Source organism: Zobellella denitrificans (assembly GCF_002237365.1).
GTDB lineage: Bacteria > Pseudomonadota > Gammaproteobacteria > Enterobacterales > Aeromonadaceae > Oceanimonas > Oceanimonas denitrificans.
Window position 1 is genome coordinate 1 of record NZ_NMUO01000058.1, and the last position, 23929, is coordinate 23929.

Consider the following 23929-nt stretch of genomic DNA (forward strand, 5'->3'; position numbering starts at 1 on the left):
ATCCAGCCGTCCAGCCGGGTCTCCGGCGCCGGCGGGCTGGGGCATCGGCAACCACGGCTATCGCTGGCGGGCCGGGGGCGGCCCCGATTACCGGCTGCTGGTAAGCCACCAGGATCAGGTGCTGCGCCTGCCCAGCCAGGCCCGGCTGCTGGCCGGCTCCGCCTTCTGCCCCCATGCGGCCTTTACCCTGGGCGAGCGGGTGCTGGGAGTGCAGGGGCATCCGGAGTTCACTCCCGACTATGCCCGCTTCCTGATAGAGCTGCGCCGGCACCGGTTCGATGACGATCTCTACCGTCGGGCCATGGACTCCGTTGAACAGCCCCACCATGGCGCCGAGGTGATGGGGATGATACTGGCCTTTTTGCGGGGGGAGAGCCCCCAGGTACCGGACGAAACCGGTCACCCATTGGACTAAGGAGCAGGCAAGTGGAACTCTATATCGCCAACAAAAACTATTCGTCCTGGTCGCTGCGGCCCTGGATCTTGATGCGGGTGCTGGACATTCCCTTCACCGAGCGGCTGGTGCCCTTCGGGGAAGGCTCCAACTGGAGCAAGTTCCGTCGTTTCTCGCCCACCGGCAAGGTACCCTGCCTGGTGGACGGGGAAGTCACCGTCTGGGACTCCCTGGCCATAGTGGAATACCTGGCCGAGTCCTGCCCGGCGGTCTGGCCCAAGGCCAAAGAGGCCCGGGCCTGGGCCCGCTCGGCGGCGGCCGAGATGCACTCGGGCTTCGGCGCCCTGCGCAGCCAATGCCCGATGAACTGCGGCCTGCACATTGCCCTTGACGAGATGGACGATGCCCTGCGCCAGGATCTCGAGCGCCTGAACGAGCTGTGGCAGCAGGGGCTTGCCCGCTTCGGCGGTCCCTGGCTGGCGGGGGAGGCCTTCGGCGCTGTGGATGCCTTCTTCGCCCCCGTGGTGTTCCGGGCCATCAACTACCGCCTGCCGCTGGCACCGGCTGCCGCCGACTACGCCCAGCGCATCCTGGCGCTGCCGGCGATGCAGGAATGGCTGGCGGCGGCCCTGGCGGAGCCCTGGCGGGAGCCGGGCCACGAGCAGGAGTCCCTGCAGGCCGGCACCCTGATAGAGGACAGGCGCCGGGGCCCGGGCTGAGGCCCGGTTTCGGGAGCCGCCCATGGATGAGCTGGCGGAAACCCTGCTGGCCGGGCACCAGACCCTGGCGCGGCTGGGGGTGGCGCTGCTGCTGGGCACCCTCATCGGCATTCAGCGCGGCTGGCAAAGCCGGGATACCCAGGCCGGCCTGCGGGTAGCCGGCATCCGTACCCATGCCCTGGTCGGCCTGCTCGGCGGCCTCACGGCCCTGCTCGGTGGCCATGTCGGTCAGTGGCTGACGGTGGCCGGTCTGCTCGGCGTCTTCGCCCTGACCCTGGTGGCCTACCGGGCCCGCAGCCGGGAGCTGTCCGATTACAGCATTACCGGCAGCGTCGGCCTGGTGCTGACCTTCTGCTTCGGCGCCCTGGCGATGCTCGACAACCCGGCCATCGCCGCCACCGCCGCGGTGATCACCGCCTTTATCCTCGACAACAAGCGGGAGATCCATGGCCTGCTGCAGAAGCTGCAGGAGCACGAGCTGGATGCCGGGCTCAAGCTGTTGCTGATCACCGTGGTGATGCTGCCGCTGCTGCCCAACAAGGACATGGGGCCGGGCGGTGCCATCAACCCTTATGAAATCTGGTGGATGGTGGTGCTGATCGCCTCCATTTCCTTCCTCGGCTATTTCGCCATCCGGGTCGGCGGCACCGAGAAGGGCATTTTCTTCACCAGTCTGTTCGCGGGACTGAGTTCTTCCACCGCCCTGACCCTGCACTACTCCCGCCTGTCGCGGGAATCGCCGGTGCTTTCCCCCCTGCTGGCGGCCGGTGTACTGCTGGCCTGCGGCACCATGTTCCCGCGCATCCTGGTGTACTGCGCCCTGATCAACCCGGCGCTGCTGGCCGACCTCTGGCTGCCGGTGCTGGTGATGACGCTGCTGCTCTATGTCCCTGCGGCCTGGATCTGGCGCCGCCACCGCACCGAGGCGAACGTGGATCAGCCGAGCCTGCATCTGAACCCGCTGGATCTCAAGGCCGCCTTCCTGTTCGGCGGCCTTATCCTGGTGATCATGCTGCTCGGGGAATGGCTGAAGGAGTTGTTGGGGCGGACCGGCATACTGCTGCTGTCGTTCGCCTCCGGGGTGGCCGATGTGGACGCCATCACCCTGTCGCTGACGCGGATGTCGCTGTCCGGCATCGATCACGGTACCGCCGTGCTCGGCATCGTGCTGGCGGCGTCGGTCAACAACCTGGTGAAGGCGGCCATGGCCCTGGCGCTGGGGGACGCCGTGCTGGGGCGGTGGGTGGCGCTGGCGATGGCTGCCTCGCTGCTGGCCGGCCTGGGACTGGCCTGGGGGATGAACTGAAACAACAGCTTGAAGCCGGAAGCCTGACTTTTAGTCACAAGTTTTTGTTGACTTTAGATCAGCAAAACATCGGCCAAAGCGCACAGCTCCTCCGGCACGCCGTAAACCCCTATATGGACACCTCGCTTTTCGCAAGTGGGGTTTCCGTGTTGTTGGCGACCAGGATTAACTGCATCCGTATATTCGGCCTGTGTTGATGAGTAAGTCATCCGCTCACTCTGGCCCTGATGAGAACCGCGCCCTTGCTGCATTATCGTCCCTACGGAGTCTGGGCTCCTTGGGCTCGCTCGGCGTTTGCAAGGGCCGGTTTAACCTGTTGCCTCATTCACGTCTACCACATCGCGTTTCGTCGGGGTGATAACCTCTTGTTTTTCCTTCCTGCTAAACGGGGGTTAACACTGTTACTGCATGTCAGCTCAGGCTGCCCGGTAGTGCTCCTGCCGGAACAGCATGGCCCAGATAATCCGTGCCAACTTGTTGGCGGTGGCCACCGCAGCGCGCTGCTTGCCTCGGCGTTCCACCAGTTGTTTGACCCACAGCGATAACCGGTCGGTGGCCTTGTTCAGGTGCCGGATAATCGACCAGGCACCCTGTACCAACAACGTCCGTAAATACCCATTACCGCGTTTGGTAATGCTGCCCAGCTTTTGCTTGCCGCCACTGGAATGCTCTTTCGGCACCAGCCCCAGGTTGGCGGAGAAGTGCCGGCATTGCGGTACTGACTGCCGTTGCCGATAAAGGCCACCATCGCGGTGGCGGTCACTGGGCCCACGCCCCGAATGTCGGTCAGCCGGGTGCAGGCCTCGTTGTCGCGACATTGTTGGCGAATGTCTGTGTCTATTTTCTGGATAGCCTCATCCAGTTGCTGCCATTCTTCCAGGATGTCACGACAACAGGCTCGCGCCCGTGGTGTCAGTTCGTTACTGGCATCCTCCAGCAGCAGAGGCATGGCCTGCTTCAAGCTTTCTTTACCGCCAGGCAGAACGATGCCGTACTCATTGAGCAAGCCCCGTAACTGGTTAATCAACCGGGTTCTTTCCCCAACGCGGCGCTCTCGCAGCCGGTGCACCAGACTGATATCGGTCTGCTCCAGGGTGCGTGGCTGAACAAACGTCATATTGGGACGGCGTGCCGCCTCACAGATAGCGAAGGCATCATTACGGTCGTTCTTGTTCCCCTTGACGAAGGGTTTCACGTGCTGGGGCGGCAGCAACATGACCTGATGCCCGCGCTGCTGCAGGGCTCGGCCCCAGTAATTGGAGCCGCTGCAGGCTTCCATCGCAATGGGTACCTGAGGGTACTGACTAAGCAGCCCCAATACCTTATGCCGGGCCACCTTGCGGTTGAACACCGCCTTGCCAGCTTGATTCACACCACACATCTGAATCACATTCTTTGCCAAATCGAGACTAATGAGCGTAATGTTCATAGTGGACACCTTTTGTGGTTATTTGAGCTTCAACCCAAATATGGCGCATTACGACGCCGCTTACCCAAGAGGTGTCCATCTCATCATCCCTGGGGGCTCCGCCGCGCCCTCCCTGGCGCGGAGGGCCGGCGGAGCTGCGCCCTTTGCCCTCTCTATCGCCTCGCAGCCGCCTGTTGGCACCATCTTCAGACGACGTCGGAGATTGAAAGAGGCAACAGGGATGGCCTCCGCCGACCGTCACCTGCCAGGGATGGCAGGTGCGAGCCTACATGGACGTACTTGCGGCGTGTCGGCGGAGGTAGCCCTGCTGCCTCTTCTCTGCATCAAATCAGGCAGCCGGACTTGTGACCAAAAGTCAGGCCGGAAGCCTGAAGCTGGAAGCGGTACCATGTGGCCAGGGAGAGTGGCGTATTCCATCTCGACATGAGCCGGCCTTCGGCAATAAAAAAAACGGCGCCGTACATCAAGGCGCCGTTTGCTATTTTTTCTTCCAGCTTCCAGCCGGTTTACGCCGGCAGCAGTTCCCGGTGCAGATCGGCCACCACCTGGCCGGCTACGTCTTCCTCGACCAGGAAGCACAGGTTGTGGGGGCTGGCGCCGTAGCAGATCATACGGATATTGACGTCGCTCAGGGCCTGGAACACCCGGCTGCCGGTGCCGTTGACTTCGCTCATGCGGTTGCCGATCAGCGCCACCAGCGCCAGGCCGTGCTCCACCTTGAGGTGGCAATGCTTGCTGAGTTCGGCCTGCACTTCCTCGGTCAGCAGCTCGGCGCCGGCGTCCAGGGTCAGGGACACGCTGATCTCGGAGGTGGTGATGAGATCCACCGAAATCTTGTGCCTGGCCAGAATGCCGAATACCTCGGCCAAAAAGCCGTGGGCCTGGAACATGCTCTGGCTGGTCAGGGTCAGCAATACCTGGTTGCGGCGCAGGGCCAGGGCGCGGAACAGGGGCTGGCTGGGGGTGCTGTTGCGGATCCAGGTACCGCCGGCTTCCGGCGCCTTGCTCGAGCCCACGAACACCGGGATCTGGCGGCGCACCGCCGGCTGCAGGGTGGCGGGATGCAGCACCTTGGCGCCGAAGGTGGCCATTTCAGAGGCTTCGCTGAAACTGATTTCGGGAATGGCGCGGGCCTCGCTCACCAGGCGCGGATCCGTGGTGTAGATGCCGGGCACGTCGGTCCAGATCTCCACGGCGGCGGCGTTCAGCGCCTCGGCCAGCAGGGCGGCGGAGTAGTCGCTGCCGCCCCGGCCCAGGGTGGTGGTGCGGCCGTCGTGGGCGGCGCCGATAAAGCCCTGGGTCACCACCAGCTGGTGATCGCACAGGGGCTTGAGTTCTTCTTCCGCCGCCGTGGCCAGGGCGGTGAGATCGGGGGCGGCGCGGCTGAAGCGGTCATCGGTGCGCATCACCTTGCGCACGTCGAACCAGATGGCCTGGGTGCCCCGTTGGCGCAGCAGCTCCACGAACAAACGCGTGGACATCAGCTCGCCCTGGGCCACGATCTCGTCGTGCAGCGCCTTGGTGGGACTGATGGCGGCGCTGTCGGCCAGCTCCTTGATATGGTGCAGTATCTCCTCGATATGCCGGGTCAGCATCTCGGGCTGCCCCAGGCTGTCGAGGATGCCCTGCTGGATGCCGGTCAACTGTTGCAGCAGCCGGGCGCGGCTGTCCGGTTGGTGCTCTCCCGAGGCCAGGGCCACCAGCAGGTTGGTGACGCCGGAACTGGCGCTCAGTACCGCCAGGCGGGTGTTGGGGTTTTGCTCGAGAATGGCGGCGCAACGGCTCATGGCATCGGCGTCGGCAACGCTGGTTCCGCCGAATTTGGCAACGGTTAACTGGCTCAAGTGCAGCTCCTTGATGGTATGCATGCGAAAACAAAAACGGGGGAACGACTGCAGAGACGGGAAAGGTCACTTAGAAGCACTCCACCCACAAGGTGACAACCCGAAGGATTCAGCCTTCGTGGCCGACGGTGATGCGCTGCCCCGCATCACCACCTCGGCGTTATCTCCCCTGACCGGCGATCTCGGGAGTGGGAGCTCCTCCTGCCGGCTGCCTGAATAACGCGCCTCTTCTTTTGCCCGAAACGGGCTGCCATATAACTACTGACTCTGCCGGGCACTGTCAATGATTAAATGGCCAAATCCATTTATACCAGATCCTTCATCATGATTTTCGAACGGCGTTGGAAGTTGTACAGCTTCTGCTTGCCCATGGGCAGGGCGCTGACGTCCACCGGCTCGAAGCCCCGCTCCCGGAACCAGTGGATGGAACGGGTGGTGAGGATAAACAGCCGGGTCAGGCCGCGCTTTTTGGCCTGATCCTCCACCTTGTGCAGCAGCATGTCGCCCCGGCTGCCCCGGCGGTAATCCGGGTGGATGGCCACACAGGCCATCTCCGCCATGCCTTCCTCCGGGAAGGGATAGAGGGCGGCGCAGCCGATGATGGCGCCGTCCTTCTCGATGATGGTGAACTGATCCACCTCCATCTCCAGTTGCTCTCGGGAGCGGCGTACCAGTATGCCTTCTTCCTCCAGCGGGCGGATCAGATCCAGGATGCCGCCGATGTCGTCGATACGGGCCTGGCGGGCCTGCTCGGCGCTCTGGCTGACGATCTGGGTGCCCAGGCCGTCGCGGGTGAACAGCTCCTGAATAAGGGCGCCGTCTTCCCGGTAGCTCACCAGGTGGCTGCGCGGCACCCCGGCCCGGCAGCTGGAGATGGCGGCGCGCAGGTAGCGGGCGGTGCCGGACATGGTATCGCCCTCCGCCAGCAGCCGCTGCAGATGTTCTTCCGCCTGCTCGGGAAAGAGTTCGGCGATGGCCACCCCGTTCTCGTTCATCACCCCGCGCTGGGAGCAGAAGCCGATCAACTTATCGGCCTTGAGCTCGATGGCCAGCCGCCGGGCCAGCTCCTCGGAAGAGAGGTTGAAACTCTCGCCGGTCACCGAGAAGCCGATGGGAGAGATCAGCACGGTGGCGCCGTTGGCCAGCTGGTGGTGGATGGTGTCGGTGTGGATGCGGCGTACCCGGCCCGAGTGCTGGTAGTCCACGCCGTCGTCCACCCCCAGGGGCTGGGCGATAACGAAATTGCCGGTCACCACGTTGATGCGGGCATTCTGCATGGGGGTGTTGATAAGCCCCATCGACAGCCGGGCCATGATGTCCATCTGCAGGCCACCGCAGACGTCCTTGATCACCCGGAAGCTGGCCTCGTCGGTGACCCGGGTGTGCTTGTGAAAGAGCCCTGCCAGGCCGGCTTCTTCCAGGCCCCGATCGATCTGCGGACGGGCGCCGAACACGATGACCAGCCGGATCCCGAGGCTGGTAAGCAGCGCTATATCACTGATGATATTGGGAAAATTTTCCTGATCTATGGCCTCGCCACCCAACATCACCACAAAGGTGGAGCCCCGGTGCAGGTTCACATAGGGGCTGGATTGACGGAATGCCTTGACCAGGGCGGCATCATTATCGCGCACGGGTTGTCCTTTAAAAAACGGAAGAAAACAGGGATCAATGATCGTGAAAAGTAATGCAAAAAACAAGATTAAATATTTACATTTTAACGGTTCTCCCGCTGCCGGCGATGGTGGCGGCAAGCGGTGGCGAGCTTGATTTTTATCAACGCCGACAAGGGTGAAAACGTGGATACTGCGTGCAACTTCAACGCCGTCGGGAGCAGGGCGGGCGAGCGCCGTCAGGATATAAAAAATGCGAGCAGGCGCCAAGAATCGCCCATGTCTTGGGGGTTGCTTTATGTTAACCTTTTTGGGTGTTTTGTCCGTGCTGGCGGGCAGAACCGCTTGTAACTATAGCCAAAACAACAAAAGCGAGAAAAAACAATGCAAAGGAAATTGTGCTTGTCCATTCTGGGAGGGCTGGCAACGCTTGTCAGTGCGCCCGTCCTTGCGGCCGGAGGCCAACTGGATCTGACCTACTCCGCCGTCGGCTTTTTTGCGGTCTTTATCTTCGTCATCGCCTACCTGCTGGTGATGGGGGAAGAGTACCTGCATCTGCGCAAATCCAAGCCGGTACTGGTGGCCGCCGGTATCATCTGGGTGGCTATTGGCTGGACTTATATCAACCATGGCATCCCGGGGGTAACGGAAGAAGCGTTTCGCCACAACCTGCTGGAGTATGCTGAACTGCTGCTGTTCCTGCTGGTGGCCATGACCTATATCAACGCCATGGAAGAGCGCCGCCTATTCGATGCCCTGCGGGCCTGGATGGTGCGCAAGGGGTTCAGTTACAAGGCCTTGTTCTGGCTGACCGGTTTCCTGGCATTCTTCATCTCCCCCATTGCCGACAACCTGACCACAGCCTTGCTGATGTGCGCCGTGGTGACCAAGGTGGCGGAGGGAGACAAGCGCTTCATCAACCTGTGCTGCGTGAACATTGTCATTGCCGCCAATGCCGGCGGCGCCTTCAGCCCCTTTGGTGATATCACCACCCTGATGGTATGGCAGGCGGGTATTGTCAAGTTCAACGAGTTCTTCATTCTCTTTATTCCCTCCCTGCTCAACTACCTGGTACCGGCGCTGGTGATGAGCTTTTTTGTTGAGAATCGCAGACCCGCTGCCCTCTACGAGGAAGTGGAACTCAAGCGTGGCGCCATCCGCATCGTCTGTCTGTTCCTGCTGACCATCGCCACCGCCGTGGCCTGCCACAGCCTGCTGCACCTGCCGCCGGTGCTGGGCATGATGACCGGCCTGGGCTATCTGCAATTCTTTGGCTACTTCCTGCGCCAGACCCTGCCGGGATCGCTGGCGCGCAAACGGGCCCTGGCCCAGAAACGGGGCGACGAGGAAGCGCTCAAGCGCCTCGGCAGCGTGGTTCCCTTCGATGTGTTCAGCCGGGTCTCCCGTGCCGAATGGGATACCCTGCTGTTTTTCTATGGTGTGGTGATGTGCGTGGGCGGCCTGGGTTACATGGGATATCTGGCGCTGGTGTCCGATCTGCTCTACACCCAGTGGGACGTGGTTTACGCCAACGTGGCGCTGGGCATATTGTCGGCCATTGTCGACAACATACCGGTGATGTTCGCGGTGCTGACCATGCAGCCGGAGATGTCTCATGGCGACTGGCTGCTGATCACCCTTACCGCCGGCGTAGGCGGCAGCCTTTTGTCCATCGGCTCCGCCGCCGGGGTGGCGCTGATGGGCCAGGCCCGGGGCATGTACACCTTTTTCGGCCACCTCAAGTGGGCGCCGGTGATTTTCATCGGTTATGTGGTGAGCATCCTGGCCCACCTTTGGCTCAACGCCGACAGCTTCACCCTCTACGGCTAATTCGGAACGCCGCCCCCGCGGGGGCGGCGGCGTTTCAGGCTACCACCACAGAGTAGTGACGCCCAATACCACGAAGATAACCGCACTGGCGCCGTGTATCCACTTCATGGGGATGCGCTCCGCGCCTTTCCTGCCGAGCAGCACCACGGGCACGTTGGCGATCATCATGCCGAGGGTCGTGCCGGCCACCACCAGCCAGAAATCCTCCACGAAGCGGGCCGCCAGCAGCACGGTGGCGAGCTGGGTTTTGTCGCCCATCTCCGCTAGGAAGAACAGCACGAAGGTGGTGACGAAGGGACCGAAGCGGCGGAAACGACCGTCTTCGTCATCGAGCTTGTCGGGGATCAGCATCCAGAGGGCCATGGCGAAGAAGGAGGCGGCCAGCAGCCAGCGCAGCCAGTCCGGATCCAGCCAGTGTTGGATCCAGACCCCGACCCACCCCGCCAGGGCGTGGTTCAGCAGGGTGGCGGCCAGGATGCCGAGGACAATGGTCAGGGGGGTTCTGAAACGACAGCTCAGCACCAGGGCGAGCAACTGGGTTTTGTCGCCGATTTCGGCGATGGCGACGGCAAGCGTCGAGGTGGTCAGGGCTTCCAAAGTGTGTACCAGAGGGGACAGGATTGTTATCAACCAATGAGCAAGCCGTGCCGCCCGTCCCCGGTATCGGCATCAGCCTGTCAAAGGTCTCGTCAAACCCCTAAAGGTCACGGCCGCCATGGTGATTTTGCACCAATGATGTTGACGACCGTCTCGCGTAGAGCGACTACTCCCCCTTGTGCAGGAGCCGCCATTCTAGCCGCCGGCGGTAAAAAAGCAAGGGCTCAGCCGCCCACCTTTTTGATCTGGAAGCCGGCCTTGGTCAACAGGGCGGCCACCTGCTCCAGCCGGTCGCCCTGGATCTCGATGACGCCGTCCTTGATGGCGCCGCCGGTGCCGAGCTGGGATTTCAGGCGTTTGGCCAGCTCCTTGATCTGCTCCATTGGCACGCCGTAGATGCAGATGACGCCGGCCCCCTTGCGGCCCTTGGTTTCGCGGCGCAGCCGTACCACGCCGTCGGTGGGGAAGGGGCTGTTGCCGGATGGCTGGTTGCCTTGGGCTTGCCAGCCGGGCTCTGTGCTGTAGACGATGTTGCTCATGATTTCGGTTCTATGATGAGTTGCAGCAGTTCGCCCTCCAGCAGGGCGCGTTTGACCAGGGCCAGACCACCGATGGTCTGGTCGTCCTGGAAGTGGGCCCGTACGATGGGCAGGCCCTGGTGAAAGCTCGGCAGAGACTGGTACTCGATGGCTTTGCCGATCAGCGGAAAGACAATGCTTTCGGCCTCGCACAGGGCGCCGGTGAGCAGCACCTTCTGGGGGTTGAACAGGTTGACCATGATGGCCAAGGCTTGGCCCAGGTGCTCGGCGGCGCGCTCCAGGATGTTGCGGGCCAGATGATCGCCGGCGAGAGCGCACCGGCACAGCTCGGCCATGGTCAGCCGGCGCGGGTCGAGCCGGCTGTGGTAGCCCTGGGCCAGCATTTTCTGCGCCTGGCGCAGCAGGGCTGCGTCGGCCACCATGGTTTCCAGGCAGCCGAAATTGCCGCAGTGGCAGCGATCGCCCAGGGGATCGACCCGGATATGGCCGATTTCCGCCACGTCCCGTCCCAGGCTCTTGAAAATGCGCCCTTCGGTGATGATGCCGGCGCCCACCCCGTGGTGCACACTGACCAGTACCGAGTCCAGGCAGTCCCGTGCCGCGCCGAAATAGTGCTCGGCCAGGGCCAGAGCACGGATGTCATTGCCGATAAATACCGGCAGCCCCAGGGCCTTGCGCAGGATGGCAGCCAGCTCTACCTGGGCCAACGGGTAGCTGGGATGGTAGATCACTTGGCCGCGCAGGGCATCGGTGAGGCCCGGCATGATCACCGACAGGGCAATCAGGTTGAGCTTGTCCGCGCGACGGGCGATAAAGTCGGCGATATGGGCGCAAAGCGCCGCCAGCAGGGCGTCCTGCGGCTGGGAGGGGAAGGGGTGGGTTTCCCGGCCGCAGGGGGTGCCTTCCAGATCGTACAGCGACAGGTTGAGTTCGCCCCGGCCCAGCTTGACCGAGACCAGGTGGAAGTCTTTGGTGACCGTGGTCAGCGAAATGGCCCGGCGGCCGCCGGTGGAGGCCTGGTGCTCCATTTCCCGGATCAGGCCGTGCTCGAGCAGGGTCCGGGTGATCTTGGTCACACTGGCCGGAGCCAGGTTGCTCAGCTCGGCGATCTTGACCCTTGAGATCGGGCCCTGGCTGTCTATCAGCCGGTAGACGGCCGAGCTGTTGACCTGTTTGACCAGGTCAACGTTGGCGATTTGTCCGCGGGTCATTGGGTTGTGAAACGTCCGTTTACCAAGGTGGCCCTGACGCGGTAATCCGTATCGAAGACCACCAGATTAGCCACCTTGCCGGCGGCGACGGAGCCCAGCTCCCGCTCCAGGCCCAGTGCCCGGGCCGGATAGAGGCTGGCCATGCGCAGCGCTTCTTCCAGAGGCAGCCCCACCTGTTCCACCAGGTTGCGGACCCCCTCGATCATGGTCAGCGCCGAGCCGCCGAGTGTACCACGCTCATCCAGGCATTGCCCATCCCGCACATAGACGGTGGCGCCGCAGAAATCGAACTGGCTGAAGTCGGGGCCGGCGCCGGCGGCGGCGGTGGCGTCGGTCACCAGGCAGAGGCGTTCGCCCAATACCTTGTGCGCCAGCCGCACATTGGCGTAATGCACGTGGTGGCCGTCCACTATGATGCCGGCGCGAACCTCGGGATGATCGTAGACGGCGCCCACGGCGCCGGGCTCGCGGCCGCTGGCGGTGGGGGTCATGGCGTTGTAGAGGTGGGTGGCGAAGCCCACCCCGGCCTCGAAACCGGCCATGGCCTGGTCATAGCTGGCGGCGGTGTGGCCCATGGACACCAGGATGCCGGCCTCATGCAGGCGGCGGATATGGTCGGCGCTGTTGCACTCGGGAGCCAGGGTCAGGGTGGCGATGACGTCGGCGTGCTGGCACAAAAAGGCGAGCATGGGCTCGTCCAGCGCACGGATCTGCTGCTCGGGGTGGATGCCCTTGCGCCTGACGTTGGTATAGGGGCCTTCCAGGTGCAGGCCCAGCACCTGGTGGCGGTGGCGGGCCATGTATTCCCGGGTGACCGCCACCGCCTGGCGCATGTCCCGATCGGGGGAGGTGATCAGGGTCGGCAGGAAGCTGGTGGTGCCGGACTTCAGGTTGGCCTGGTGCATGGTGTCCAGGGTGGCCAGGCTGATGTCGTCGTTGAACATGACGCCGCCGCAGCCGTTGAGCTGCAGATCGATAAAGCCGGCGCTGAGCAGGGCCCCGCCCAGGGCATGGCGGGGGATCTCGGGATCCAGCTCCCTTTCCGGGAGCCGGGTGGCTATCTTGCCGTCGGCGATCAGCACCGCGCCGTCTTGATGCAGACGCTCGCCGTCGAACAGGGTGCACTCGGTCAGGGCAAACATGGGGGCTTACTCCAGGTGTTTGATATTGTCGGCTTCCAACTGCTCGAAGTAACGCACCGTCTTCACCTTGAGCTCCATGGTGGCCGGGGTGTCGCACACGATGAGGCCGCGCGGGTGCAATTGCAGGGCCGACACCGTCCACAGGTGGTTGACGCTGCCTTCCACCGCCGCCTGTAAGGCCAGGGCCTTGTTGTGGCCGGTCACCAGTATCATGATCTCTTCGGCGTCCAGCAGCGTGCCCACGCCCACGGTCAGCGCCAGGCGCGGTACCTGATCCGGGTCGTTGTCGAAGAAGCGGGAGTTGGCCAGCCGGGTATCTTCGGTCAGGGTTTTTATCCGGGTACGAGAGGATAAAGAAGAAGCCGGCTCATTGAAAGCGATATGGCCATCGCTGCCCACCCCGCCCATAAACAGGTGGATCTTGCCGTAGTGTTTTATCTTGTCTTCGTAGCGCCGGCATTCGGCTTCCAGATCCGGGGCGTTGCCATCCAGCAGGTTGATGTTTTCCGGGGCTATGTCCACATGGTTGAAGAAATGCTCGTGCATGAAGTGGTGGTAGCTCTGGGGGTGATGTTTGGGCAGCCCCACATACTCGTCCATATTGAAGGTGACCACGTGGCGGAAGCTGACTTCGCCGGCCTGGTGGAGCCTGATCAGCTCCCGGTAGGTGGCCAGGGGAGTGCCGCCGGTGGGCAGGCCGAGCACAAAGGGGCGCTCGGCGCTGGGGGCGAAGGCCGCTATCCGGTTGGCGATATGGCGGGCGGCCCAGCGGCTGACCTGGGTGGCGGTGGAGAGGGGGATTAAACGCATGGCGGACACCTTTTAAGTTGAGTATCGAAGGGGGATCATATTTTTTATGGTAAAATAAGATGGGGTTGTTGGCCAGCATTTCGGTCTTTAAATAATCAATTTAAGTGATTTTAATCACAAATAAACAGATCTTAATTTGTTGTGTGAATTATATCCGCATAGACTGGGTGCAAGCCGGTTTGGACAGAACAGGCTCCCGACAGACATTGCATAAGGAGAGCAGCCGTGAACGTGCTGGGTTATTTACAGAAGTTAGGCAAGGCGTTGATGTTACCCATAGCCACGCTGCCGGTGGCGGCGCTGTTGTTGCGCCTGGGGCAACCGGATCTATTGGGCATTCCCTTTATCGCCGAGGCGGGCGGCGCCATCTTCGGCCAGCTGCCGCTGCTGTTCGGCCTCGGCATCGCCGTCGGCCTGTCCAAGGACGACGCCGGCGCGGCAGCCCTGGCCGGGGCCGTGGGCTACTTCGTGCTGACCGGCGCGGCCAAGACCATCAACAGCGAAATCGACATGTCCTTCTTCGGTGGCATTATCGCCGGCATCATCGCCGGCCATTGCTACAACCGCTTCCATATGGTCAAGTTGCCCGATTACCTGGCCTTCTTCGGTGGCAAGCGGCTGGTGCCGATCATGACCGGCCTGGTGGCCTTGCTGGCGGCCTTTGTCGCCGGTTTTGTCTGGCCGGCCATCCAGCACGGTATCGACAGCTTCGGTATGGCGGTATCGACCTCCGGCGGTATCGGCCAGTTCTTTTACGGCCTGCTGAACCGGGGCCTGATCCCGGTGGGGCTGCACCACGTGGTCAACTCCATCTTCTGGTTCGGCCTGGGCGAGTGTCTCAAGGTGACCTACGAGGCGGCCGGGGCGATACAGAATATCTGCATGGATCCGGCCCTGGTGCGTACCCTGAGCGTGGGCGGTGCCGTGCCGGGCGTGGACGGGGCCACCATTACCCAGATTGCCGGCGAGGCGACCCGCGGCGACCTGCACCGCTTCTTTGCCGGTGATCCCACCGCCGGGGTGTTCATGGCCGGTTTCTTCCCGGTGATGATGTTCGGCCTGCCGGCCGGGGCCCTGGCCATGGTGCTGGCCGCGCCCAGGGACAAGCGAGCCCAGGTGGGCGGCCTGCTGCTGTCGGTGGCGGTCACTTCCTTCCTCACCGGCATCACCGAGCCGCTGGAATTCACCTTTATGTTCCTGGCGCCGGTACTGTACGGCATCCATGCGCTGCTCACCGGCCTGTCGCTGGTGGTGGTCAACCTGTTCGGGGTGCTGCACGGCTTCGGCTTCTCCGCCGGCCTGTTCGACATGGTACTGAACTGGGGCCTGGCCACCAGGCCCTGGACCCTGGTCGCCATCGGCCTGGTGTTCGGTGCCGTCTACTTCACCACCTTCTATTTCGCCATCAAGCTGCTCAACCTGAAGACGCCGGGGCGGGAAGCCGATGAGCCGGTGGCCTCGGGCCGCAGCGTCACCGACAAGTCCCAGCTGGCGCGGGAATACCTGGAGGCCCTGGGTGGAGAAGGCAACCTGGCCAATATCGACGCCTGCATCACCCGCCTGCGCCTGACCATGAAGGATCGGAGCCGGGTCGACGAGGCCAGGCTCAAGGAGCTGGGCGCCAAGGGCGTGGTCAAGCTGGGCGAGCAGAACCTGCAGGTGATACTGGGCCCCCTGGCGGAAATCATGGCGGCGGAGATAAAGAGCCTGACCGGCAGCCGCTGATCCCTGTCCGCTCCGGACCCTGAACCGAAAAAACGGTGCCGACCCCGGGTTGGCACCGTTTTTTATTATTTGGGGGCATAAAGTGCCCCAAAATGGTGAAAGTGGCTATTTGAATCGGGCAAAACGGGCCGGAATGGGGCACCAAATTGTGACAGCTCAGGAATGGAGCGGGGAATGCGAAGGCCGGTCTTTTCCGGTTGTCAAGAGGGGGGATTTCCGTGGACCAGACTCAAAAGGTTATGCACAACGGGCGCAGCCCTTGTGCCCGAAGGGCTTGGCTCAGTTATCCACCATTTCTGTGGATAAGGCTGTGGACTGGATGGAAGCAACCGGTGCAAAGCCAGGCGGGGCGGGCTTCCCGGATAAGGCGACAAAAAAGTAGGCAAAAAATAATTATTTTAAAAACAAACACTTAAAAAAATACATGCGAAATTTCCGCGCGGTATATCGACACCGTCGGAGAATAGAGTAAAGGCACGATAATGTGGGTTTTTCGAGGAAGGCAACAGCCGTTTTGGTGGATAAGTCAAGTAGTGCGGAGCAAAATTTGGCTCCCCCTGCTGGACTCGAACCAGCGACATACGGATTAACAGTCCGCCGTTCTACCGACTGAACTAAGGGGGAATCTCGTGAAGAGGCCGCAGATGATACGCAGCCTCGAAAGCCGGGTCAAGGGTAAAATCGGTTTTTTCGGTGTCAGGGGCCGGGGACCAGTTTTCACTTAAAATTACCGGTCCGGCGGGGGTAAACTGGGCCCTGGCGCAAGAGGAGAAAGGTAATGAGCAAAGCGTTCCAACTGGTCAGCGACTATCAAGCCAGCGGCGATCAGCCCAGGGCCATCGCCCAACTGCTGGAGGGCATAGCGGCGGGCCTGGCGCACCAGACCCTGCTGGGGGTGACCGGTTCGGGCAAGACCTTTACCATGGCCAACGTTATCGCCGCCCTCAACCGGCCCACCATGATACTGGCGCCCAACAAGACGCTGGCGGCCCAGCTCTACGGCGAGATGAAGGAGTTCTTTCCCCACAACGCGGTGGAGTACTTCGTCTCCTATTACGACTACTACCAGCCCGAGGCCTATGTGCCGAGCACCGACACCTTTATCGAGAAGGACGCCTCCATCAACGACCATATCGAGCAGATGCGGCTGTCGGCCACCAAGGCGCTGATGGAGCGGCGGGACGTGATCATCGTCGCCTCGGTGTCCGCCATTTACGGCCTGGGCGATCCCCAGTCCTACCTGAGCATGATGCTGCACCTGCGCACCGGCGACCGGCTGGAGCAACGCGACATGCTGCGCCGGCTGGCGGAGCTGCAGTACAGCCGCAACGATGCCGCTTTCCAGCGGGGTACCTTCCGGGTGCGGGGGGAGGTGATCGATATCTTCCCGGCGGAATCCGACAGCGAGGCGGTGCGGGTGGAACTGTTCGACGACGAAATCGAGCGCATCAGCCTGTTCGACCCGCTCACCGGCGCCGTGCAGCAGACCCTGGCGCGCTTCACCATCTACCCCAAGACCCACTACGTGACCCCGCGCGAGACCCTGCTGGCGGCCATCGAACAGATCAAGGTGGAGTTGCAGGCGCGCAAGAGCCAGTTGCTGGCGGCCAACAAGCTCCTGGAAGAGCAGCGCATCAGCCAGCGCACCCAGTTCGACATCGAGATGATCCAGGAGCTGGGCTACTGCTCGGGGATAGAGAACTATTCCCGCTACCTGTCGGGGCGGGCCGAGGGCGAGCCGCCACCCACCCTGTTCGACTACCTGCCCGGCGACGGCCTGCTGATCATCGACGAGTCCCACGTCACCGTGCCCCAGATCGGCGGCATGTACAAGGGCGACCGCTCGCGCAAGGAGACCCTGGTGGAATACGGCTTCCGCCTGCCCTCGGCGCTGGACAACAGGCCCCTGCGCTTCGAGGAGTTCGAGTCGCTGATGCCGCAGACGGTGTTCGTGTCCGCCACCCCCGGCCCCTACGAGCTGGACAAGTCCGGCAACGACATCGCCGAGCAGGTGGTGCGCCCCACCGGCCTGCTCGACCCCGAGCTGGAGGTGCGGCCGGTGGCGACCCAGGTGGACGATCTGTTGTCGGAGGCGAAGCTGCGTGCCGAGCGGGACGAGCGGGTGCTGGTCACCACCCTCACCAAGCGGATGGCGGAGGATCTCACCGAATACCTGAACGATCACGGGGTGCGGGTGCGCTACCTGCATTCCGATATCGACACCGTGGAGCGGATGGAGATCATCCGCGACCTGCGCCTGGGCCAGTTCGACGTGCTGGTGGGCATCAACCTGCTGCGGGAAGGGCTGGACATGCCGGAGGTGTCGCTGGTGGCGATCCTGGACGCGGACAAGGAGGGCTTTTTGCGCTCCGAGCGCTCCCTTATCCAGACCATAGGGCGGGCGGCGCGCAACCTGAACGGCAAGGCCATCCTCTATGCGGACAGTATCACCCGCTCCATGGCCGCCGCCATCGGAGAAACCGAGCGTCGCCGGGCCAAGCAGCAGGCATTCAATGAAGAGCACGGCATAGTGCCGAAGGGGCTCAACAAGCGCATCACCGATGTGATGGATCTGGACGGCACCAAGCGGGTCGGCTCCAAGCGCGCCAAGGAAAAGACCCCGGTGCCGACGCACCTGCCCAGCGCCAAGGAGCTTAGCCACCAGATCGACGAGCTGGAGAAGGTCATGCTCAACCATGCCCGCAACCTGGAGTTCGAGCAGGCGGCCGCGGTGCGCGATCGCATCCACCTGTTGCGGGAGCAGCTAATCCGCAGCTGAACCAGAAGCTTCCGGCTTCCGGCTTCCGGCTAGGGCTTCGCCTGATACGCCGCGGTATCCCACAGGGGCACGGTCGACAGGGAGTGCTTGAAGCTGCCTTCGGTTTCCTTGGTGCTGTAGGCCACGTACAGCAGGGTCTGGCTGGTCTCGTCGTAGATCCGACGGATCTTCAGGCTTTTCAGGAAGATGCTCTTCGACTTTTTGAACAGGATCTCGCCGCTTTTGGACTTGTCCACCGCCGCTATCATCGCGGGGGTGATCTCGCCGGTCTGGCGGCAGCTGATCGACATGTCGGACGGATCCGCCAGGCTCAGATCCGCCACCACGTTGGAGATATGGCAGGTCACCCCGGTGACCGCCGGGTCGGTCAGCACCTCTATCTTGATGTCCTTGGTGGTGAACACGCCAAGGGAGACATCGCCCACTTCATTATTGTCGCAACCGCTCAGGGCAAGGGCGACGAGCCCCGCCACGGTGATCCTGCTCCGCATCCCGGGCTCCTTATCACGCTGTCTGTTATCGCGTGTGATAACACAAAGCCCCGTCCGGCGCCATCTCAGGCTCCTGTCTATTAATATGTATTTGATATGACTGTTAGTATTCAAAGCCTGATCCAGATCAGGGAAAGGCGAGATCGATAAATCGCCCTGTTCCAATATATGGTGTTTATATCTAGCATTAATACACAACATATAGTGTTTGGTGCCGAGTGATGCTCAATGCCTTCGAACCCAGGGTGGTACTGCAGGAAGTGCCCGGCGAGGTCAGCCTGGCCTGGCTGGTGACCGGCTGCCCCCTGGCCTGTCCGGGCTGCCACAGTCGTGACAGCTGGGACCCGCAAGCGGGCAGCCCGCTCACCGGCGAGCGGCTGCAGGACTGGCTCGAGCGTTACCGGGGGCTGCTGACCTGTGTGTTGTTTTTCGGTGGAGAATGGGACCGGGAGGCGCTGCTGGCGTTGCTGCGCCAGGTGCGGCGGCAGGGGCTCAAAACCTGCCTTTACACCGGTCGGGAACGGGTGGGCCGATCGCTGCTGGCCGAACTCGACTACCTCAAGACGGGCCCCTGGCGGGCCGATCTCGGCGGTCTCGACTCCAGAGACACTAACCAACGGCTGATTTGCCTGAGCACGGGTGAATCGCTCAATCACACTTTTTGGAGAAGGTCATGATACGTCTGCACCCGGAGCAGTTGCGCGCCAAGGTAGACAGCTTCAACGCTTACATGAAGGCGCCCAACGCGGCGGATGGCTCCAAGATGGATCCCAATGCCAACGTGACCCAGAAAAACATCGCCACCGCCGAGGCGGAGCTGATGAAGGACTTTTTCGTGCAGGTAAACCGCGGGCTGGTGAAGAACAAGATTGCCGAGCTGTTCGGCGCCGATCTCGCCACCGAGTACGAGCGGCAAATAGAAAACCACGAAATTTACGTGCACGATGAAACCAGTCTCAAGCCCTACTGCGTGTCCATCACCATGTATCCCTTCCTGCTCGACGGCCTGACCCGGCTCGGTGGCGAGAGCAAGGCGCCCAGGCACCTGGAGTCCTTCTGCGGCGCCTTCGTCAACCTGGTGTTCGCCATCAGCGCCCAGTTCGCCGGCGCCGTGGCCACGGTGGAGTTTTTGACCTACTTCGATTATTTCGCCCGCAAGGACTACGGCGACGACTACCTCACCGAACATGCCCACGCCATCAACAATCACCTGCAGCACGTGGTCTACGCCATCAACCAGCCGGCGGCGGCCAGGGGCTACCAGAGCGTGTTCTGGAATATTTCCCTGTTCGATCGCGACTATTTCAACACCATGTTCGAGTTTTTCGTCTTCCCCGACGGCAGCCGGCCCGAGGCCGAGTCGGTGTTCCGGCTGCAGGCCCACTTCCTCGACTGGTTCAATGAAGAACGGCGCAAGGCGGTGCTGACCTTCCCGGTGGTGACCGCCGCCATGCTCACCCGGGACGGCGCCCCCGCCGATGACGACTTCGCCGAGCTGTGCGCCGGGCAGATGAGCCGGGGCAACAGCTTCTTCATCTACATGTCGGACAGCGCCGACTCCCTGGCCTCCTGCTGCCGGCTGCGCAACGAGGTGAGCGATCATACCTTCTCCTACACCCTGGGGGCGGGCGGGGTGGCCACCGGCTCGATCAACGTCATCACCCTCAACATGAACCGGCTGGAGCAGGACGGCCGCGATTTGCTGACCGAGATCCACAAGATCCAGCGCTATCAGGTGGCCTACCGCAAGCTGATGGAAGACTTCCTGGAAAACGGCATCCTCACCGTTTACGACGCCGGCTTTATCAGCCTGGACAAGCAGTTCCTCACCATCGGCATCAACGGCATGGTGGAGGCGGCGGAATACCGGGGCATCAAGGTCGGCAACAACCCCGATTACCAGCGCTTTGTCAGCGAGCGGCTCAAGATCATCTACGACGCCAACCGGGTGGCGCGGCAGGAGTACGGCTACCTGTTCAACACCGAGTTCGTGCCGGCGGAAAACCTGGGGGTGAAGAACGCCAAGTGGGACAGGGCCGACGGCTATGCGGTGCCGCGGGACTGCTACAACTCCTACTTCTATGTGGTGGAGGACGAGGAGGGGACCCAGGTGCTCGACAAGTTCGTGCTGCACGGCCGGGATCTGGTGCAGTACCTGGACGGCGGCTCGGCGCTGCACCTCAACCTGGACGAGCACCTGAGCCAGGCCGGCTACCTGCAGCTCTACCGCATCGCCGCCAGCACCGGCTGCCATTATTTCACCGTCAACGTGCGCAGCACCCTGTGCAACGACTGCGGCCATATCAGCAAGCATACCGACTGGGCGTGCGGGCAGTGCGGCAGCGAGAACATCGATCACGCCACCCGGGTGATCGGCTACCTGAAGCGGGTGTCCGCCTTCAGCGCCGGCCGCCGGGCCGAGCACGGCCGGCGCTTCTATCACCGGTAATCCTCTTGCCTCTTTCCAGCCCCGGTGCCGTCTGATGGTTGTGCCGGCAGGCAACACCGGCGCGGATGGGGAGGGCAAAGGGAGCTGCTCTGCCGACCTTCTGTTTCAGGGATGAAACAGAGAGTGTACATGGGGCGAGCTTGCTCGCCGTGACGAGCCATTGCGGCCTGACCGAACCTCCAGTGAATGTTCGCAGCAGGCCGCAACGGCGAGTGCCCTATTTTATAGCGTGTCGGCAGAGTAGTACACTTTGGCCGACTTCAGCAGATCTCAAACAGGCAGTTACAGCCAGCCCTTGCGCTTGAAGAAGTAGTAGGTGCCGCAGGCGGACATCAGCATCATCACCAGCGACATCAGGTAACCGTATTCGAAACCCAGCTCCGGCATGATCTCGAAGTTCATGCCGTAGATGCTGGCGATCAGCGTCGGCGGCAGGAACACCACCGCGGCCACCGAGAAGATCTTGATCACCTTGCTCTGTTCCAGGCTGGTAAAGCCCATGGCCGCCTCCAGCTGGAAGTTGATCTTGTCAAACAGGAACTGGGTGTGGGGCAGCAGGGATTCGATGTCGTAGAGCATCTCGTCTATCCAGTTGCGCTGCTCGTCGCTGGCGCCCCGGCGCAGGGAACGCTTGAGGAAGCGCAGGGCGCGGCGGGTGTCGTACAGCGCCAGGCGTACATGGCCGTTGCCGTCTTCCAGGTGCATCAGGTCCGACATGGTCCTGTGCAGGTCGTCCACCTGCAGCACCTCCTTGCCGGTGTCCTCCAGGGTCTTGTATCCATCCTCGATCAGGTCCGATATGTACTCTATCTTGAGCTGGAAGATCTCCAGCAGCAGATCCGGTGCGTCCTCCACTTCCAGCCGGTCCTGGCGCATGTAGTGGCGCAGCAGCCGCATCAGCCCCAGATCGTCCTCCCGCAGGCTGATCACCATGTCGTTGCGCAGGGTGAAGAGCACGTTGATGCCGTCGATTTCCTTGCCCAGGCGCTGGGGGAACAGGGAATGGATGTGCAGGCCGTCCTTGTCCCGGTAGAAACGGGCCGAGGCCTCGATGTCGTCCAGTTCGTCCAGCTCGGGCGCCTCCTCGACGAACAGCTGCTTCATCCAGCTCTGTTCTTCCTCATCGGGTTTGAAGATGTCCAGCCACAGGGTCTTGGGCGGCAGGCTGTCTGCCACGGTCAGTGGCTGGATGTCGAGGGACTTTCCGTTCAGGGTATAGGCGGTGATCATGCAGCTCTCCAGCCAATAAACAGTTAGTTGCACTATATAGGGGCGGGCTGCGGATGTCAGGTCATCCCGGTCCGGGCGCGAGGCGACTGCGTTAATTTTCACCTGCTCGAGGCTAGACTCAAATGACTTGAGGCCCCTCGCCGTCCTATAATGAGGCAGAAGCTGCCCCAAGGGATGCTCCAGGGAGAAACACAGTGACACGATTAAGTTGTGCCTTGATGCTGCTGTTGGCCATGCCTGCCAGTGCCGAAATGGTGCTCAAGGCCCGGCAGACGGTGGACGTATACGGCTCCAGCGCCCTGGAGCCGAGCCTGGCGGATGTGGATTACCGGATGTCCTGGCAGTTGTCGGGGCAGGAGGCCGAGCAGGGCTGCCTGCCGGCCCAGGTGCTGGTGTCGCTTACCGCCACCGTGACCGAGCCCCTGGAGTGGCCGCAAACGCCGGAATGGCAAAATTACCGCCTGGCTCTCACCGCCTACGAGCGGCTGGTGCGGGAACGGGCCCTGCTGGCGGCGGAGTGGCTGGAGCGCTCCCTGTTCGAGATAGCCCCCCAGCCGAGCTGCGATCAGCTGCGGCGGGTGGCGGACAACGTGGGCTATCATCAGCTGGAGATCGCCCAGACCCTGCTGCGGGATTTCCAGCAGCAGAACGATTACGGCCGCAACCTGGGGTTGATCCGCCCGCAATGACTCAGTCCACCGCCTTGCCCTTTTGCAGCTTGCGCAGCCAGTGCCGGTTGGGATTGAGCGCCGCCAGCTGCTCCCGCGCCAGCGGGTAGGGCTCGTCCAGCAACTGGGCGGCCATCAATTCCGCCAGCAGCGGCGCCGAGCACATGCCCCTGGAGCCCAGTCCCGACAGCACATAGAGACCGGCATGATCCGTCGCCAGCGGCAGGATCTCGTCGGGTTTGCGGTGCATGCCGCCGTACTGCGCCAGCTGGGACTGCTTGTCCGGAGCGGCACCGGCCAGCGGCAGGTGGTCCCGGCAGGCGGCGCGGATGCCCACCCGGCCGGCGCCGGCCATGGCTTGGAGCCCCTGCAGGGCGGGCAGGGTGCGCACCAGCTTGTCCAGGTTGTCCTGCTCGTCCCCGGCGCGGTAGTCCAGGCCGGTCTGCTGGCGGCCGTAGCTGGCGCCCACGCAGTGTTGTCCCTGCCAGGCCGGGGTCAGGTAGCCCTCGTAGCAGACCACGGTTCTGAGCGGCGCCAGTTGCGGTGCCGTGGGCTGGTGGTTGACCTGGCCCCGCACCGGATAGAGGGCGAGTTCTTCGGTCTGGTGCAGGGAGGTGACTTCATGGCCGTTGGCCAGCACCACGTTGTCGGCGTAAAGATCGTCGCCGCTGGTGTTCAGGTGCCAGCGCCCGCCGTCCTGGCTCAGTACGGTGACCCGGGTATTGAAGCGGCAGTCGAGCAGGCCGCTCGCCCGGGCCTCGGCCAGCAGCGCCCGGGTCAGCTCGAAGGGGCAGACCCAGCCGCCCAGGGGGTAGAGCACGCCGGCAAGCCCGGCGTCGATGCCGGTGGTGTCCCGGACGGCGTTCGCATCGAGCGGGCGCACCACTTCATCGGGAAAGTGTCCCTCGAGCAGCTTGGCTACCTTGGCGCCGCTCTTGTCGTCGTGGGCCAGTTGTACCACGCCGCACCAGTCGTGGCTGAAGGGCCGGCGTCCGGCCAGGGCCGGCAGCGCCCGCCGGCCGTACAGGAAGGCCTGCAGGTAGAAGCGGCTCAGAGTGTCGTGATCGCCGTTCAGCAGTGGATAGACGGCGCCCTGGCGGTTGCCCGAGGCGCCGGCGGCTGGCTCGGCGGCCACCGGGTGACGCTGCTGGAG

19 protein-coding genes, 1 tRNA gene, 1 pseudogene and 2 riboswitches are annotated in these 23929 nt (G+C 62.8%); of the genes and pseudogenes, 9 read left to right on the forward strand and 12 right to left on the reverse strand.

The features are described 5' to 3' along the window. The 3 genes from CGX12_RS19890 to CGX12_RS12665 form a co-directional block, all read left to right on the forward strand. Positions 1-415 (forward strand): type 1 glutamine amidotransferase family protein (locus tag CGX12_RS19890; protein ID WP_497045258.1); only part of this gene is annotated, 415 nt, incomplete at its 5' end. Between the two features lie 11 nt (positions 416-426). Next, entirely contained in the window at positions 427-1113 is a 687-nt protein-coding gene (locus CGX12_RS12660; RefSeq protein ID WP_094040239.1) for a glutathione S-transferase family protein, read from the forward strand. A 22-nt stretch (positions 1114-1135) separates the two neighbouring features. After that, entirely contained in the window at positions 1136-2419 is a 1284-nt protein-coding gene (locus tag CGX12_RS12665) for an MgtC/SapB family protein (protein WP_094040240.1), read from the forward strand. A 416-nt stretch (positions 2420-2835) separates the two neighbouring features. Here the strand turns inward: CGX12_RS12665 and CGX12_RS12670 are convergent. The 3 genes and pseudogenes from CGX12_RS12670 to argA form a co-directional block, all read right to left on the reverse strand. Then, a pseudogene (locus CGX12_RS12670) lies at positions 2836-3848 on the reverse strand (IS110 family RNA-guided transposase). A gap of 506 nt (positions 3849-4354) precedes the next feature. Next, complete coding sequence (gene lysC, locus CGX12_RS12675) at positions 4355-5692, reverse strand: lysine-sensitive aspartokinase 3 (RefSeq protein WP_094040241.1); 1338 nt, start codon at positions 5690-5692, stop codon at positions 4355-4357. Positions 5693-5758: 66 nt separating this feature from the next. After that, positions 5759-5930: riboswitch (Lysine riboswitch) on the reverse strand. Positions 5931-5997: 67 nt separating this feature from the next. Next, positions 5998-7326, reverse strand: a complete 1329-nt coding sequence (gene argA, locus CGX12_RS12680) for an amino-acid N-acetyltransferase (protein ID WP_094040242.1) — start codon at positions 7324-7326, stop codon at positions 5998-6000. Positions 7327-7689: 363 nt separating this feature from the next. Between argA and nhaD the strand changes: the two genes are divergently transcribed. Further along, on the forward strand, positions 7690-9135 hold the full coding sequence (gene nhaD / locus CGX12_RS12685) for a sodium:proton antiporter NhaD (protein WP_094040243.1): 1446 nt from the start codon (positions 7690-7692) through the stop codon (positions 9133-9135). Positions 9136-9174: 39 nt separating this feature from the next. Here nhaD and CGX12_RS12690 read toward each other — a convergent pair whose 3' ends face one another. The 5 genes from CGX12_RS12690 to nagB all read right to left on the reverse strand — a co-directional run bounded on the left by CGX12_RS12690 (position 9175) and on the right by nagB (position 13434). Next, the gene (locus CGX12_RS12690) at positions 9175-9732 is read right to left on the reverse strand and encodes a TMEM165/GDT1 family protein (RefSeq protein WP_094040244.1); all 558 of its coding nucleotides are present in this window, start codon (positions 9730-9732) and stop codon (positions 9175-9177) included. Positions 9733-9754: 22 nt separating this feature from the next. Further along, positions 9755-9919, reverse strand: a riboswitch (yybP-ykoY riboswitch). A gap of 37 nt (positions 9920-9956) precedes the next feature. Then, the gene (locus CGX12_RS12695; protein ID WP_094040245.1) at positions 9957-10271 is read right to left on the reverse strand and encodes a translation initiation factor; all 315 of its coding nucleotides are present in this window, start codon (positions 10269-10271) and stop codon (positions 9957-9959) included. Next, the gene (locus CGX12_RS12700) at positions 10268-11482 is read right to left on the reverse strand and encodes an ROK family transcriptional regulator (protein ID WP_094040246.1); all 1215 of its coding nucleotides are present in this window, start codon (positions 11480-11482) and stop codon (positions 10268-10270) included. The genes CGX12_RS12695 and CGX12_RS12700 overlap by 4 nt, the downstream gene beginning before the upstream one ends. Then, positions 11479-12624, reverse strand: a complete 1146-nt coding sequence (gene nagA, locus CGX12_RS12705) for an N-acetylglucosamine-6-phosphate deacetylase (protein WP_094040247.1) — start codon at positions 12622-12624, stop codon at positions 11479-11481. Before nagA ends, CGX12_RS12700 begins: the two co-directional genes overlap by 4 nt. Before the next feature lie 6 nt (positions 12625-12630). Beyond that, positions 12631-13434 (reverse strand): glucosamine-6-phosphate deaminase, encoded by an 804-nt coding sequence (nagB, locus tag CGX12_RS12710; RefSeq protein WP_094040248.1) that lies wholly within the window; start codon positions 13432-13434, stop codon positions 12631-12633. A gap of 231 nt (positions 13435-13665) precedes the next feature. Here nagB and nagE point away from each other — a divergent pair, with 231 nt between their 5' ends. After that, the gene (gene nagE, locus CGX12_RS12715; RefSeq protein ID WP_254918287.1) at positions 13666-15159 is read left to right on the forward strand and encodes an N-acetylglucosamine-specific PTS transporter subunit IIBC; all 1494 of its coding nucleotides are present in this window, start codon (positions 13666-13668) and stop codon (positions 15157-15159) included. Between the two features lie 548 nt (positions 15160-15707). Here the strand turns inward: nagE and CGX12_RS12720 are convergent. Further along, positions 15708-15783: transfer RNA gene (locus tag CGX12_RS12720), tRNA-Asn, on the reverse strand. A gap of 154 nt (positions 15784-15937) precedes the next feature. Between CGX12_RS12720 and uvrB the strand changes: the two genes are divergently transcribed. Then, positions 15938-17938, forward strand: a complete 2001-nt coding sequence (uvrB, locus tag CGX12_RS12725; protein ID WP_094040250.1) for an excinuclease ABC subunit UvrB — start codon at positions 15938-15940, stop codon at positions 17936-17938. A 29-nt stretch (positions 17939-17967) separates the two neighbouring features. Here the strand turns inward: uvrB and CGX12_RS12730 are convergent, their stop codons facing one another. After that, a complete protein-coding gene (locus CGX12_RS12730; RefSeq protein WP_094040251.1) occupies positions 17968-18429 on the reverse strand; it encodes a CreA family protein in 462 nt (153 codons plus the stop codon). 221 nt (positions 18430-18650) lie between these two features. On the opposite strand from CGX12_RS12730, the gene nrdG reads away from it, so the two are divergent. Both nrdG and nrdD read left to right on the forward strand, forming a co-directional pair. After that, a complete protein-coding gene (gene nrdG, locus CGX12_RS12735; RefSeq protein ID WP_094040252.1) occupies positions 18651-19106 on the forward strand; it encodes an anaerobic ribonucleoside-triphosphate reductase activating protein in 456 nt (151 codons plus the stop codon). After that, the gene (gene nrdD / locus CGX12_RS12740) at positions 19103-20878 is read left to right on the forward strand and encodes an anaerobic ribonucleoside-triphosphate reductase (protein ID WP_094040253.1); all 1776 of its coding nucleotides are present in this window, start codon (positions 19103-19105) and stop codon (positions 20876-20878) included. Before nrdG ends, nrdD begins: the two co-directional genes overlap by 4 nt. Positions 20879-21160: 282 nt before the next feature. Here nrdD and corA read toward each other — a convergent pair whose 3' ends face one another. After that, positions 21161-22108: a magnesium/cobalt transporter CorA gene (gene corA / locus CGX12_RS12745; protein WP_094040254.1), complete on the reverse strand. Its 948-nt coding sequence runs from the start codon at positions 22106-22108 to the stop codon at positions 21161-21163. A 194-nt stretch (positions 22109-22302) separates the two neighbouring features. On the opposite strand from corA, the gene CGX12_RS12750 reads away from it, so the two are divergent. Beyond that, positions 22303-22797, forward strand: coding sequence for a DUF922 domain-containing protein (locus CGX12_RS12750; RefSeq protein WP_254918286.1), 495 nt, complete (start codon positions 22303-22305; stop codon positions 22795-22797). A 1-nt stretch (position 22798) separates the two neighbouring features. On the opposite strand, the gene mnmC1 is transcribed toward CGX12_RS12750, so the two are convergent. After that, the coding region (gene mnmC1, locus CGX12_RS12755) for an FAD-dependent 5-carboxymethylaminomethyl-2-thiouridine(34) oxidoreductase MnmC1 (protein ID WP_142995623.1) at positions 22799-23929 on the reverse strand (1131 nt) is incomplete at its 5' end.